This window comes from Protofrankia sp. Cas3, from assembly GCF_963555955.1.
Lineage (GTDB): Bacteria > Actinomycetota > Actinomycetes > Frankiales > Frankiaceae > Protofrankia.
Map to the genome: position 1 here is coordinate 9180 of NZ_CAUVXP010000042.1, position 14992 is coordinate 24171.

9 protein-coding genes and 1 pseudogene are annotated in these 14992 nt (G+C 68.0%); 6 read left to right on the plus strand and 4 right to left on the minus strand.

Going from position 1 to position 14992, the window contains the following annotated elements:
- Positions 1-2881, minus strand: a 2881-nt coding sequence (locus U9983_RS10520; protein ID WP_322753827.1) for a TIR domain-containing protein, incomplete at its 3' end; no start/stop codon positions are given.
- 82 nt (positions 2882-2963) lie between these two features.
- Between U9983_RS10520 and U9983_RS10525 the strand changes: the two genes are divergently transcribed.
- Positions 2964-3227, plus strand: a complete 264-nt coding sequence (locus U9983_RS10525; protein ID WP_322753828.1) for a hypothetical protein — start codon at positions 2964-2966, stop codon at positions 3225-3227.
- A complete protein-coding gene (locus tag U9983_RS10530; protein WP_322753829.1) occupies positions 3224-3637 on the plus strand; it encodes a hypothetical protein in 414 nt (137 codons plus the stop codon). The genes U9983_RS10525 and U9983_RS10530 overlap by 4 nt, the downstream gene beginning before the upstream one ends.
- A 50-nt stretch (positions 3638-3687) precedes the next feature.
- On the opposite strand, the gene U9983_RS10535 is transcribed toward U9983_RS10530, so the two are convergent.
- Complete coding sequence (locus U9983_RS10535; protein ID WP_322753830.1) at positions 3688-5085, minus strand: hypothetical protein; 1398 nt, start codon at positions 5083-5085, stop codon at positions 3688-3690.
- Positions 5086-5376: 291 nt separating this feature from the next.
- Between U9983_RS10535 and U9983_RS10540 the strand changes: the two genes are divergently transcribed.
- Positions 5377-5511, plus strand: coding sequence for a hypothetical protein (locus tag U9983_RS10540; protein ID WP_322753831.1), 135 nt, complete (start codon positions 5377-5379; stop codon positions 5509-5511).
- 30 nt (positions 5512-5541) lie between these two features.
- Positions 5542-5784, plus strand: a complete 243-nt coding sequence (locus U9983_RS10545) for a PIN domain-containing protein (RefSeq protein WP_322753842.1) — start codon at positions 5542-5544, stop codon at positions 5782-5784.
- Positions 5785-5871: 87 nt separating this feature from the next.
- Here the strand turns inward: U9983_RS10545 and U9983_RS10550 are convergent, their stop codons facing one another.
- Entirely contained in the window at positions 5872-11802 is a 5931-nt protein-coding gene (locus U9983_RS10550; protein WP_322753832.1) for a pentapeptide repeat-containing protein, read from the minus strand.
- Between U9983_RS10550 and U9983_RS10555 the strand changes: the two are divergent.
- Together U9983_RS10555 and U9983_RS10560 are read left to right on the plus strand one after the other, a co-directional pair.
- Positions 11801-12052: pseudogene (locus U9983_RS10555) on the plus strand (hypothetical protein); the annotation flags it as partial. The gene U9983_RS10550 and the pseudogene U9983_RS10555 sit on opposite strands and share 2 nt — an antisense overlap.
- A 262-nt stretch (positions 12053-12314) precedes the next feature.
- The gene (locus tag U9983_RS10560) at positions 12315-12881 is read left to right on the plus strand and encodes a TIGR03086 family metal-binding protein (RefSeq protein WP_322753833.1); all 567 of its coding nucleotides are present in this window, start codon (positions 12315-12317) and stop codon (positions 12879-12881) included.
- Positions 12882-12946: 65 nt separating this feature from the next.
- On the opposite strand, the gene U9983_RS10565 is transcribed toward U9983_RS10560, so the two are convergent.
- Positions 12947-14497, minus strand: a complete 1551-nt coding sequence (locus U9983_RS10565) for an ImmA/IrrE family metallo-endopeptidase (protein ID WP_322753834.1) — start codon at positions 14495-14497, stop codon at positions 12947-12949.
- Between the last annotated feature and the right edge of the window lie 495 nt (positions 14498-14992).

Below are 14992 nucleotides of genomic sequence, written 5' to 3' on the forward strand. Positions count from 1 at the left end.
GGTCGGGGAGGTCCCGCACTTCCCGGATCAGCTCGAGGCGGGCTGTTGCCCGTTGTTGTGCTTCCACGCGGCAGGCATCGGCGTCGGGAAACTCCACCGACAGCGTGCGGGTGAAGCGTCCGACCAGAAAGTCATGGATCTGGTCGGGGGTGAACTCCGCCAGCCGGACGATGAACCGGCCGAACGTCTGCTCGACCTTCTCCCCGGTCTTCTTCAACACCTCGTCGTCGGTGAGGAAGAACTCGGCTCGGCTCGTCACGACGATCTTCGCCCGATTGTCGAGGGCGGCCAGCAGCGTGTCCAGGTGCGCGACCGCGCGCTCGTAGGTGACCCGGGCCGCGAGCTCGTCGAAACCATCGAAGATCAACACGAGGTGGCCCTGAGCCAGCATGTAACGGAAGGCGTCCAGGTCCGGCCGGCGGACCTCGGAGTCCACCAGATGCTGGACGACGAGCCGGTCGAGCTCGAGGGACTTCTCCAGCTGCCGCAGCTCGATCAGCATCGGGTCCACATGCGGCAAGCGGCGGGGTAACGCCAGGGCAAGCTCGTGCGTCAGAAAGGTCTTGCCGTGGCCGGAATCGCCGAGCACAAGGATGAACCGGGCCTCATCCGTGGTCAACCACTCGACGATCTGTTGGAGGGCGGGGGCGGTGACGGTGGTGCGGTCGATCCGCCGGATGCGCTGCGGCACATACAGCTCGGGTGGGTAGTCCGGGTCGGCGTCAAGCCGGGCGGTCTGGCGGTCGACGTAGCCGCGCAGGTCCAGGACGCCCTGGTATTCGAGCATGCTCAACAGCCGCATACCGTTCCGCGCGGCGTGGGCGACCAGCTCGGGGGTGGCCGGTGTTCCCCCGGTGTAGACGAGCTCGGTGACCAGATTGCGGCGGTGCGGCGGATACCTGGCCTGGACCGTTGTGGCGAACTCGTCAACCGTGGCGTCGTCCGCTTCGCCGTCGATCAGGCCGACGAGCCCGTACTCCACGGTGCCGCCCTTGGCACACCACATATCCAGGCGGGCGGGCAGTCCGCCGGACGCCTCGATCCGCGTGACCGTCGCGTCCGGGTGGTGCAGCCGGGCCACCTCGGCGATTTCGTCCAGCGTGTCCGGTTGCCGCCGCCGCGGCGCCCCGGACAACCCGTCAGGAAGGCCGTCGCCGTCCATACCCCGGCCATACGGTTCGCGCGGGCGCCGGCCTGGTTCACCCTCCTCGTCGTCGTCCCCGGCCGGGGACGGAAACGCCGCCTGCACCGACCGGAACGCATGCGGTGTGCGCACCGACCACGAGCTGCCGGCCGGGTCGACCCGCAGGTCACCGGTCCAACGTTTCTGGTCGGGCTCGTAGCGGCGGGCGTAGCGGGTGAACCCGTCTCGGTCGATGCGGAGCAGCTGGTACTGGTTGGGCACCGCAGCCGGACGGGCGGGTGTGTCGACCGCGGCGCTGCCCGTGGATGTGACCGGCAGCCCGGACGGCAGCCAGCTGGCCCGGCCGTCGTGGGTATGGCCGTGCAACAGCAGGTTCAGGTGCGGGCCGAGGATACGGTCCAGATCGTCGACGTCGCGCAGGTTCTCGTCATCGGAGGTGGCGCCCCGGATGGGGTTGTGGTGCACGGCGCCGATCCGTAGCCAGCCGTCCCGCTCGTAGCCGGCCAGCGCCTCGGTGACGGTACGGAGCTGGTGTTCCCCGAGCCAGCCGTAGTGCTCCTCGTGCGTTTCGGCCATCGTCGAGTTCAGCCCGGCCACGACGACTTTGCGGTCGGGGATCTCGACCAGCGACCATTCCGCGCCGACACCGAAGCCGATCGCGGCGTCGATACCATAGAACCGCCGCAGCAGGGCGTCGAAGCATTCCCACTTCGGCCAGTACGGCGGCTGGGGATTCCGCTTGAAGGCCTGCTCACGCAGAAAGTAGGACTGGCAGAGCAGCCGGTTGACGTCGTGGTTGCCAGGGATGACCACGAACCGGTTCCGGTCGAGTTCCAGGCGTTCCGCCAGTGCGACGAGGAAGTCGTATACCTGGTCGAACTCGTTCTCGTCGCCGGTCTCGGCCAGGTCACCGGTGACCACGACGAGGTCCGGTCGCAGCCCCTCGGTGTCGGCTCGGCCTCGCAGATCGTCGTGCAACCGGGCGAACAGGGACGAGTGGGCGCGGTCGGCCTCGGTGAGTCCGGCCCGGCCGAACACGTGGTGCGCCCCGAACTGGATGTCGGAGATGTGCAGCACCGTGACGGCCGGCTCCGTGGCCTTGTCCGGCCTGCCCGCGGCTGTCCTGCCCGCGGCGGTGACCGCACTGGCAGCTCCGGGGAAATTCGGTTGGTCGGCACCACGCACCGCGCGACCGTCCGGGCCGGGGAACTGCGGGGCGACAGCGGGCTTCGCCCGACCTTCGACGGAGCCGGTGATCCCCGCCAACAGCCTGTCGGCGGCGGCCGTCTCGTCGCGGCCGACCAGATCGATATAGGTGATCGACCGCAGCAGGCCATCGGGCCGGCAGTCCGCGACCCGGACCGGCACGATCCGGCGTTTGAGCCCCTCGGGGTCCTCCGGCCAGATCGCCAGCCACTCGGCGTTGCCGTACCGGGATTCAGCCAGATAGGTGGGGGACAGGACAGGCACCACCCGGGCCGAGACCGGCAGCGCGAGCTGCATGCTGGTCGCCCAGTTCGTGCCCGGGACGAGGTCCCACGCCTGCACGAACACCCGCGCGGACCGCTCGCCGGACCGTTCGCCGAACCGCACCCGGGCCTCAAGCTGCCACGCGATCCACTCCGCCCAGGCGGCGTCCGCGCCGGTGTAACTGACGAAGAAGTCGTAGTGACCGCCGTCATCGGACGCCGCCGTGTCGGTTACCCCTGTGTCGGTGACCCTGCCCCCGTCAACCATGGGTAAAGAATGTCACGATACGCGCCCGCCCCGGTCGTGCGGTCAACCATCCAGCGGGAGTACCCGAGGTAGCATAAGGAGTATGAGCGAGCCTACCCAGAAGTACTCGATCACAATGCCTCGGGACGTCGCCGAGGCGGCTCGCGCCCGCGGCGGTCCCTCGGGCCTGTCCGCATACGTCGCCGCGGCCGTCGCGCGCCAGATCGAACGCGACAACCTCAACGACCTGATCGCGGTCGCGGAGGCCGAACACGGACCGATCACCGATGAGGAGATTCAGGCCAGGCGCGATGCCCTGCTGCGCGCCCGCGAGCAGCAGGGCATCGCCGGCTCGAGCGCGGCATGATCCGCGCGCCCGCGGCGCCGGGCGGCACCCTGGTTCTGGACGGTGAAGGACTCGCCAAAGCGGTACAGCGCGACCGGGAGGTCACCGCCTGGCTCGCACTCGCCCGCGCCGACGACATGCGTGTGATCGCCAGTGCGGCGACGCTGGTCGAGGTGGTACACCCGCACATCAGGCGTCCGGCGCTGGAATGGACCCTGTCCCGCATCGTCGTCGAGCCCGTCACCGAGGACATTGCCCGCCAGGCGGCGGCTCTCCTGGGCGATGCGGGTCTGCATGGTCACAAACACGCGATCGACGCCATGCTCTGCGCCACCGCGCTCGCCGGCCCCAGCCCCGTCACCGTGCTCACGTCGGACCCTGACGATCTCATGGTGCTCTGTGGCCGGCGGGTTACTCTCATCAAGATCTGAAGTGCCAGGGGTCTGAAGCCGTGTTGCCGACCCTCCCGCTGCGCGGCGGGCTACTCGGTCACGCGGGCGCGATAGTCCGGCCTGGAGTCGTCGCTGCCAACGTCGGGGTGTGTCTCGCCCAGAGCGTATGGTCGGCAGCGTTCGGCCAACTCGGATGCGGTCCTGTTGCGCTCGGCGAGCCAGCAGGCCCACTCGGGGAGCAGGGCGACGAGCTGGGCGGCGAAGTCGTCCTGGTAGTAGTTGCGCAGATGCAGGACGGTCAGGGCGACCCGGTGCGGCGAGCAGGTGCCGTACAGGGCGGTTGGGCCGTCGATATGCCAGGAATCCACCAGTTCCGTGATCAGTTCTTCCAGCTCGGCCGGCTGTGGCTGGTCGGCTTGTGGCTGGGCGGCTCGGTGTGCCCGCAGCCAGGCGGTGAACTCTGCGGCTGCGCCGGCGGCGTCGAGGTCTGTGTGCGGCGCGGCCTGACGCGCTCCGAAGCTTTTGATCGCCGCTTCGGCGAGGCGTCTGCTCCGGTGGTACTCGGCGGGCTGGTCCGCGTTCTCTCCGTCTGCCCGGAACAATCCTTCCTCGGTGGGCAGCAGGTCGGCCAGCAACCAAGGATCGTCGACCGCGGTGAGGGCCGTCTCGCCGGCAGCGAGAACGCCAACCCCGGCCCGCCACGCTGCCAGCGCCTGCTCGGCTGTGGCGTAGTAGGCGCTGTGGACGGTGAACGCCTGGTATCCGCAGGCGTCGATGTCCCACAGATACCAGCGGTCTGGCCCGTTGAGTGTCGTGAACGCGGTGGTGACGCCGAAGCGGCTGCCGTAGGCGTCGCGTGTCCACAGGACCTGCCCGGTCATTGTCGGGCCGCCGGGGGTCGTGGGCAGTACGTGCCCGCCTGGATGATCGCGCAGGTCTCCGATCGCGTTGGCGGTGGTCGCGCTCAGCGGGAAGGGGAGGATGCGGGCCACGGTGGTCAGTACCCGCCACGGTGCTCGCCAGCCGTCGGGCTCCTCACCGTCGGGCTCGCAGTCGGGCTCGGTTGTCAACGTCTCCAGTGTCGCGTCCAGTGCCGAGCGGACGGCTGCGGCGGCTGCGGTGACGACGGCCCCGGCGAGTCGGTCGGGGTCCACATGGTCGTCGATCGGTTCGTCTTCGAACTCCCGCAGCCGCGCCCCGAGTCGGCGGCACAGGTCATCTTCAAGCTCGGAATCGGGTTGGCTCGGTGTGAACGCGACGAGTTCGGCGACGAGAGCGTCGGCCGCCGATGCGGCAAGGGCCGCCTTACGCGCGTCCACGTGACGTCGGTAGGTGACAAGACCGGCCAAGGCCTTTGTGAGCTCATCCTGGGACTGGTCGTCCGAATCGGACCGGATCGTCGGCTTGATTGGCCGGGTCGAGGCCTTGGAGTTGCGGGCCGAGGCCTTGGACGTGCGGGTTTTCTTCCGCTTGCGCGATACAGGCACTGAGGAAGCATAGGATCGCCAGGTCGGACGCGGTACGCCGAGGTTGGTCCGACCACAGCGTGGTCGCAACCTGATCAAGCGCCGCATCCCTCATCCCGTATTCCGCATCCATTGATCTTCAGCCAGCACGGCCGGCCGGTTGTAGCCGGCTGCTGCGCTTGTCGCATGGTGGCGTAGGTACGCCCCCAACGCACTTGGCAACTAGCCGTCCGATCACCCTCCGTATCGGATCCGGCCGGTGAGGAGCTGCTCATCACCGTTGACGGTCGGCCTGTCGCCCGGCTCGCCGCCGTGGGCCGCCGTCCCCGGTTCATCAGCCGCGAGGAGTTCGTGCGCCGGTTCCTGTCCCGACAGGCCGATCCCGAACTCCGGGCCGACCTCGACGAGCTGGCCGCGGACACCACGGACGATCTGCCGCCGCTGTGACCGCGGCCGGGCTCGCTGGCCGCTCGGAATCTGGCTGCGTGTGACCGGAGGCTCACCACGCTGCAGGAGGCGTTGGACCTTGACCCGGTGCCGATCGACGATGGTGTGGCCCAGGCGTGGGCGCGCTTGCGGGTTGCGTTGCGTGACTCCGGCCGGCGGATGACGGTGAACGACGCGTGGATCGCCGCCACTGCGCTCGCCCTCGACGTTCCGGTGGTCAGTCAGGATGATGACTACGCGGACGTGCCGGGCCTGAGCGTGATCCGCGTCTGACGATCGCTGCGGGAGACCGGGCCGATCCCGTCGTCACCGGCGTTCGTCGCCGGCCGTTCGAGGGAAGGCCAGAGGCGCAAGCGAACGTCAGGTCAACCGCGCCCGGGGCGGGACGGGGGGTAGGGGTAGCGGTGTGTCTTCCGAGAGCCGCCGGACGGTCGGGTCGTAGCCGTCCAGCTCGCCGGGCTCGAAGCGGACGTTCCCGATCACCCACCAGAAAGAGCCGTCCGGTTCACCGACGAGCTTGTACGAACCGTCCGGACGTAGGAGCGCCCACCCGTCCCGAACGCCGATCAAAGTCGCGATCGAGCGGCCGGTGGCGGTGTCCCACAGCCGGACCGTGGCGTCGTCCGACCCAGATGCGATCATGGTGCCGTCGGGGGAAAATTCCACCGACCGCACCGTGCTGGTGTGGCCGGTGAGGGTGCGCAGTTCGGCGCCGGTGGTGGTGTCCGACAGCCGGACCGTGCGATCGCTCGATCCGGAGGCGATCATAGTGCCGTCCGGGGAGAATGCCACCGACCACACCGGGCTGGTGTGACCAGTAAGGGTGCGGATCTGTTGGCCGGTGGTGGTGTTCCAGAGCCTGACCGTGCGGTCGTCTCCCCCGGAGGCGATCATGGTGCCGTCCGGGGAGAATGCCACCGACCACACCGGGCTGGTGTGACCAGGCAGGATGCGGATCTGTTGGCCGGTGGCGGTGTTCCAGAGCCTGACCGTGTGGTCGTCCGATCCGGAAGCGATCATGGTGCCGTCCGGAGAGAAGCGCACCGACCACACCCGGTCGGTGTGGCCGGTCATCTCCGCGATCTGCTGGTTGGTGGCGGTGCCCCACAGCCGGACCTTGTGATCACTCGACCCGGAGGCAATCATGGTGCCGTCCGGGGAGAACCGCACCGACCACACCCGGCTGGCTTGGCCGGGCAGGGTCCGGATCTGGTGGCCGGTGGCGGTGTCCCACAGTCGGATCTTGCCGTCGTCTCCCCCGGATATGATCATGGTGCCGTCCGGGGAGAATGCCATTGACCACACCCGTTTGGTGGGGGCGATCATAAGCGCGGTCTGGTCGCCGGTGGTGGTGTCACAGAGCCGGACCGCGCGATCGCCCGACCCGGTGGTGATCATGGTGCCGTCCGGGGAGAATCCCACCGACCACACCCGGTCGCTGTGGCCGGTCAGGATGCGGATCTGTTGGTTGGCGGTGGTGTCCCACAGTCGGACCGTGTGGTCGTCCGATCCGGAGGCGATCATGGTGCCGTCCGGGGAGAATGCCACCGACCACACCGGGCTGGTGTGACCAGTAAGGGTGCGGATCTGTTGGCCGGTGGCGGTGTTCCACAGTCGGACCATGTGGTCGTCCGATCCGGAGGCGATCATGGTGCCATCCGGGGAGAACCCCACCGCCCGCACCGGTTTGGTGCGGGCGGTGGGGGCAAAGCGCTGGCCGTCAGGCTCGGTGTCGTCCCATATGCTGCCCACCACCTTCGGGTTGGTGAGGCCGGTCAGGGTGTGTAGGAGTTGGCCGGTGGCGGTGTTCCACAGTCGGACCTTGCCGTCGTCCGATCCAGATGCGATCATGGTGCCGTCCGGGGAAAATGCCACCGACCACACCGGGCTGCCGATGCCGATCAGGGTGCGCAACTCCCCGCCGGTGGCGGTGTCCCACAGTCGGACTGTGCGGTCGTCTCCTCCGGAGGCGAGCATGGTGTCGTTCGGGGAGAACGACACCGACCACACCGGGCTGCCGTGGCCGGTCATCTCCGCGATCTGCTGGCCGGTGGTGTCCCACAGTCGGACCCTGCCGTCGTCCGATCCGGAGGCGATCATGGTGCCGTCCGGGGAGAATCCCACCGACCGGACCCGGCCGGTGTGCCCGGTCAGGGTGCGCATCTCCCCGCCGGTGGCGGTGTCCCACAGCCGGATCTTGTGATCGCTCGACCCGGAGGCGATCATGGTGCCGTCCGGGGAGAATCCCACCGACCACACCCGGCCGGTGTGCCCGGTCAGGGTGCGGATCTGTTGGCCGGTGGCGGTGTCCCACAGTCGGACCGTCCGGTCATCCCCTCCAGATGCGATCATGGTGCCGTCCGGGGAGAACGCCACTGCATTCTCTGGCGAGGCAGGCGACCGCAGCATTGCCTGCGCGGGGTCTCGACGGGCGACCGCTGCCGCGGCCAACTCGGGCGCGTCTCGGGCGGCGCCGAGCTGCCCACCGAGAACCGCCGCCCGTGACCACCGGCTTTCCGTCAGGACCGCGCCGGTCAGGTCCGCGTCGACGAAGCGGGCACCGTGCAGGTCCGCTCCGGTCAGGTCCGCTCCGGTGAGTTCGGTGCCGGTCACCCTCGCCTGCTTCATCGACGCGCCGGCCAGATCGAGCCCGGGCAGCATCCCGCCGATGATCTGGATGCCGTCGAGGGCGGCCTTGCGGGCCATTACCCGCTCCGCGTTGACGTCGCGAACCGTCGCTCCGGTCAGTTTCGCTCCGGTCAGGTCCGCGCCGTCGAGCGCGGTCCCCGCCAGGGAGGCCCCGGTGAGGATGGCGCCGCGTAGGTCGGCGCCGCGCAGGTCGGCGTGGTCGAGGCGGGCGTCGGTGAGGTTCGTCCGGCGCAGATCGGCGCCGCGCAGGTCCCGGCCGGCGAGGTCGTGGCCGGCGAGATCGGCGTCGGCCAGCTTCGCTCCCGTCCGCAGCGGGATGTCCAGCCGCCGCGCGACCACCAGCGCGTTCGCTTGTGCCACCGCGGGCGCGTTCGGATCGTCGACGGTGTTCTGGGCCCAGCGCGCCGCCTCGTTCCGGTCGGCCAGGTCTGCGAAGAAGTCGGCCATCAACTCCGACATCTCCCGTGCCGCGAGGAGGCCATTGGGATGGCCGGCCGTTGCCACGAGCTGTCTGGCGATTTCGGCGGCGACCAGGTACTCCATCACCGAGGAATGGATGAAGGAGAACTTGTCGTCGGCATCCCGGCGCAGTGCCGTACCCGAACCGACCAGCATGGCGGTCTCGGCCGGGGTGAGACCGCGGGGGTCGCGCATCGCAGGGAGCACTCTGGCGGCGATCTCGGTTAGTCTGGTCACGTCGATGAACGCCACACCGTCGCGCCACATGGCCACGGCGAGTTCGGTGACGGCGAACTCGCGCTCGCTGAGGGTCAGAACTGGTGACCGAGTGTGCTCGTAGGTCAGCCATTGGCCGAGGAGTTCCCGGTACAGGTCGGCCGCGGTGACCGTACCGCCACGCTGGCGCGCCGCGCGCAGCCAATCCTCATCCAACTCGGCGATGAACGACAGCAGTCGCGGGTTACGTGCCAGGTCGGGGAGGTCCCGCACGTGCTGGATCAGGTCCAGCCGGACTGCCGCGCGCCGTTCCGCCTCGGCACGGCGGGCGTCCGAGGCGGGAAACTCCCCGGACAGCGTGCTTGTGAAGCGGTTGACCAGGAAATTACGGATCTCCTCAGGTGTGAAGTCCTCAAGCCGGACGATGAACCGGCCAAATATCCGCTCGACCTTCTCCCCGGTTTTCCTCAGCACCTCGTCGTCAGTCAGGAAGAACTCGGCCCGGCTCGTGACGACGATTTTCGCTCGATCGTTGAGCGCGGCCAGCAGGGTGTCCAGGTGCGCGACCGCGCGCTCGTAGGTGACCCGGGCCGCGAGCTGGTCGAAGCCATCGAAGATCAGTACTAGTCGGCCCTGGGCCAGCATGTAGCGGAAGGCGTCGAGGTCTGGCCGGCGGATCTGGGAGTCCACCAGGTGCTGGGCTATGAGCCGGTCGAGCTCGAATGACTTCTCAAGTTGCCGCAGTTCGATCAGCATCGGGTCCACATGTGGGATGCGGCGGGGTAACGCCAGGGCGAGTTCGTGGGTGAGGAAGGTCTTGCCGTGGCCGGAGTCGCCGAGTACGAGGATGAACCGGGCTTCGTCGGTCGTCAGCCACTCGACTATCCGGTCAAGAGCAGTGCCATCAACTATGCCGGCCATGCGATCGACCCTGCGGATCCGTTGCGGCACATACAGCTCCGGCAGGTAGTCCGTGTCGGCGCGTAGCCGGGCGGTCTGCCGCGTGACGTAGCCGCGTAGGTCCATTACACCCTGGTATTCGAGCATGCTCAGCAGCCGAATGCCCTTCCGTGCGGCGTGGTCGACCAGCTCCGGCGCTGCCTGCGTCCCCCCGATGTAAATGAGGTCGGTGAACAGGCCGGGGAAAGCACTCAGGTGCGGCGCCTGGACTGTCGTGGCGAACTCGTCGACTGCCGCCGTGTCCACCGTGCCCTCGACCAGACCGACGACCCGCTGTTCCACCACCTGGCCCTCGGCCCGCCGTACCCGCAGATGCGCGGGCCGCTCGCCGGACGCGTCGATCCGCTCGACCGTTGCGTCCGGGAAGCGCAGGCGGACCACCTCGGCGATCTCGTCCAGCGCGTCGGGTGGCAGGGGCGGCTGGTCCGATATATCACCGTTGTCCCCGGGTGAGGTCGGAAATGTCGCGTGCACCGAGTGGAACGTGTGCGGTGTGCGTCTCGACCAGGAGTTACCGGCTGGGTCGATACGCAGGTCTCCCGTCCAGCGGGTGAAGCTGTCCCGGTCGATGCGGAGAAGCTGATACTGGTTGAGTATCTCGGGCAGGCGGGCCTGCGCGTCGACCGCGGCGCTGCCTGTGGAGACCACCGGCAGCCCGGATGATGGTAGCCAGCTGACCCGACCGTCATCGGTGTGGCCGTGGAGTAGCAGGTTGAGGTGCGGGCCGAGGATCCGGTCGAGGTCGTCCGCGTCGCGGAGGTTCTCGTCGTCCGAGGTGGCACCCCGGATGGGGCTGTGGTGTACGGCGCCGATCCGTAGCCAGCCGTCCCGTTCGTAGCGGCGCAGCGCGTCGGTGACGGTGCGAATCTGGTGTTCCCCGAGCCAGCCGTAGTGCTCTTCGTGGGTTTCGGCCATCGTCGAGTTCAACCCGGCCACGACGACTTTGTGGTCGGGGATCTCGATCAGGGACCATTCCGCGCCGACGGCGAAGCCGATCACGGCATTGGTGCCGTAGAACCGCCCGAGCAGGGCGTCGAAGAAGCCCCACTTCGGCCAGTACGGCGGGAGGGGAGTCTCGTTGGCCGCTTCGCACTGCAGAAAATAGGCCTGGCAGAGCAGCCGGTTGACGTCATGGTTGCCGGGAATGAGCACGAACCGGTTCCGGTCGAGTTCCAGGCTCTCCGCCAGCGCGACGAGGAAATCGTGTGCCTGGTCGAATTCGACTTTCGCGCCGGTCTCGGTCAGGTCGCCCGTGATCACAACGAGGTCCGGCCGTAAGCCGTCGATTTCGGCGCGGTCCCGCAGGTCGTCGTGCAGGCGGCCGAACAGGGATGAGCGGGCGCGGTCCGCTTCGGTGAGTCCGGCCCGGCCGAATATGTGGTGGGCTCCGAACTGGGTGTCGGAAATGTGCAGCACCGTGACGGCCGGCTGCCCGCCTGCGCTGCCAGGTCCGGGAAAAGCCGGTTGGCCCGCGCCGCGCGCCGCGCGACCGTCCGGGCCGGGGAACTGCGGGGCGACGGTGGGCTTCGCGCGGCCTTCGACGGAAGCGGTGATCCCCGCGAGCAGCGTGTCGGAGGCGGCTGCTTCGTCACGGCCGACCAGATTGATGGAGTTGATGGTGGCCAGCAGCCCGGTGGGCTTGCACGGCGCGACAACCACCGGCACGATCCGGCGCTTGAGCCCCTCGGGGTCGTCCGGCCAGATCGCCAGCCACTCGGCGTTGCCGTACCGGGAATCGGTCAGATAGGTGGGGGACAGGACGGGCACCACCCGGGCTGAGGCCGGCAGCGTGCGGTGCATGCTGGCCGCCCAGTCGGTGCCCGGGACGAGGTCCCATGCCTGCAGGAAGACCTGTGCGCGCCGCTCGCCGAACCGTACCTGGGCCTCAAGCTGCCACGCGATCCACTCTGCCCAGGCGGCGTCCACGCCGGTGTAACTGACGAAGAAGTCGTAGCGACCGCCGTCATCGGACGCCGGTGTGTCGGTTACCCCGCCCCCGTCAACCATGGGTAAAGAATGTCACGATACGCGCCCACTGCGGTCGTCGGGCGTGCCCGGTGCCCGGCCGGCATTTCCGTCCGGCGCATCGCTGCGGCCAAGCATCCTGCGCGACCGCGAGGTCACCGCATGGCTCGCACTGGCCCGCGCCGACGACATGCGTGTGATTACCAGTGTGGCGACGCTGGTCGAGGTGGTGCATCCGCCCATCAGGCGTCCGGCTCTGGAATGGACCCTGTCCCGCATCGTCATCGAGCCCGCCATCGCGCTCGCCCTCGATGTTCCGGTGGTCAGTCAGGATGATGACTACGCGGACGTGCCGGGCCTGAGCGTGATCCGCGTCTGACGATCGCTCCCATTGACAGTCCGTATCGGTAACCAACTGTCCAGCTATGGGTTAGGGCAATGGGTCTAGGCTCGGCAGGGTGACTTCGACAGCTTCTGACGCACCAGATCACGCGACGTCCGGTCAAGCGACGTCCGGTCAGGCGACGGGAGCCCCGGCTGCCGATGACGGCGCGATGCTGGAAGGCGTGCTGGCCGGGGCGCGGGCGCTGATCGCGGCTGTTGCCACGGATGCCCTGCAACGGCCGACTCCGTGTCCGATGTTCGACGTTCAGGCGCTGGTCGAGCACATGGTGAGCTGGTTGCGGATGTTCGATGCCGGTTTTGCCGGCCGTTCGGGAGTGGACCCGAAAACGCTTGGACCGGGTCCCGAGCCCGCCACGGACTTCGCGGACGCGGCCGCCAGCGTGCTGCGGCGGTGGCGCGCCGGCGGGCCGCAAGCCATGGTCGCGCTCACCGGATCCCCCACGCCGGGTCCCTTCGTCTACCGGATGATGGTCGGCGAGTACGTGGTGCACGGGTGGGACCTGGCGGCGGCCACCGGCCAACCGCTGCCGTTCAGCGCCGAACACGCGGAGTTCGCGTTGGCGGCGCTGCGCGACATGCTCCAGCCCCAGTACCGCGGCGGCGCCTTCGGCCCGGAAGTCGGGGTGCCGGCGGATGCCGCCGCCGTCGACCGGCTTGTTGCTTTCACCGGCCGCGACCCGCGCTGGCTACCCCCGGGTCACGCTGTCGAGCGATAGGCCCGGATGGGGGTCACCGGGATCCTGCTTCGGCCAGATCGTCGCGCCGTTCCGAAAACGACAAACTAATAGATGGTCAGGCCCAGCTTGCGTAACAGGTCGTCGCGCTGGTTTTCGTCCATAAGGGTGAGATTGTAGAGGTGCTCGATTGCCGCACGGTTGCTGACGTGCAGGCGAGACGCCACCGTTCGGACCCCGTTCGGGTCGCTGATGGGGTCGGGGGAGTCCGCCACGGCAGTCGCCACCAGGTGCGGAGGCATCAGGAACATGGCTGCGAACGCGTTCGCGCGCTGCTCGATTCCCCGGGGTGCCCAGGGGCCGCTCGCAATTGCCAGGCGGCGCCCTTGCGCCCGATCATAAAGAATATGGCAGAGTTCGTGTGCCAGGGTGAACCGCACGGCTGCGTGGTTGTCCGCATAGAAAGAGCTGCCGTTGACGACGACCGTCGGCCTGTGCTGTGGACCAACAATGCTGCAGGCCCGTATAGTGTGATCATCGAGCCCGTGGTCCAATCGGGCAATCCCGAGATCCTGAAAAAGGTGCTCGACGTCGATCCAGTCACCTGTGACGTGAAGTTTCTGGTGAAGCGACTCGGCAAGGTCGTAGCCCTGTTCCCAAGGCGTGACGGCAGCTCCAAGTGATTCTTGTGTAGTCAGCTCCTTCAAGTACTCCGATTCGACGTCCGAGGCGCTGTACTGATCGATGAGAACCTGTGCGAGTGTCCGTACGTCGGCTTCTGAGACCGTTGGCGACACGGCGCCGAACAAAAGGGCTGCCTGGCATGAACCCGCTATGACCAGCGGAGTGTCGTCCGTCGCCAGCGCAGCGTGCACAGCTTCGTCCCGCCGCTGGCCCCCCAGCGCCCCCAGCACTGCCGACCAGGTGGACCTGATGTCCTCCTCGGTAGTTCGGCCGAGAAGTCGTTTCGACATGGGAGGTGCGGTTGCCAGGCCGGCGAGCCATCGTAGCCGGATATCGTGTTGCGCTGGAACGGTCAGATTGCCGATTTTGGCTTGTAGTATCGCCAGGCGTTCGCTACCCGGGATGGTGTTCCCCAGATACGCCACAGCTGCGGCAAGGACCTCGTGGAGCGGGCCGGCGACTTCTTCCGGTGTCAGCAGGGACCTGCCTGCGGTAGCGCTGAACTGGAAGCCTTCGGGGGCGCCGGCGAGGCCCTCCTCCGCCCAGCTGATCTCTATGTGGTCACGCAGGCGGCGAAACAGCACGTTCGGAAACAGCCCGCCGGCCCGAGCCGTTCGTACCGCATGGCGCCCGCGCCACTCGAACCATTCTTGCTCCCAGGCGATAGTCGCCGCTTCGCCGGCGAGCTCAGGAGCATTCCGGGTTGCCTCGAGCGAGGAGACGGCAGAATCACCCGCGTTGCGGTTTGGTGGACGCTCCTCGTGGAGCAGGGGGTTCCATGAATCTACGAGCCATTCCAGGAAGGGTAGGAGATACCAGTGAACGCTCTGCAGCACTTCACCTTGATCGATGTGCGTGCAGATATTCTGATCTTCGACCCACAGCTGAAGGGATCCCCATGACGCCGACTCTTCCGGGCCAGCCGCACGGCCTTCGTCAGGATCGGGCATAAAACCGAGCCGCACGGCAAACACGTCTGTGCTCCCGGTGAACCGCTCCCACTTGAGAGTCACCGCTCCCGCCGCCTCTTCGCTCGGCGAACCGTCCGGCGATCGACTTTTCCAGCCGCTACCCAGTCCCCTACCAGCAAAGGGGGAACCTCGTCCCAGTCGACGGGATATCCGTGCCATGCGTTGCGTTGAGCGTCGTGTTGTTGCGCGTAGTACGGGCGGGCGCCATCGGTTGCATACCTCTTCTGGCCGTACAGGTCGCTTGTCGCGAGGAGAGCCTCCCCGGCGGCATCCCGAGGACAGATTGACCCATGCGCCTACCGGGAAGGGGCACCGGTTTGTGTTTGGGATTGGGCTCGTACAGCAGAGGCTGTAGCTTTGCGGCAACGCCCTGTTCATCCATGCTCCGCCTCCCTTCTGCTGGGATCTGTCCGGTTGATCCACGCCCCTGTCGGCGGGCGCTCTCAGCCGAGAATGACACACGAGACTGCAGGAGAGCGGCGCCCGCGCGTGATCTGC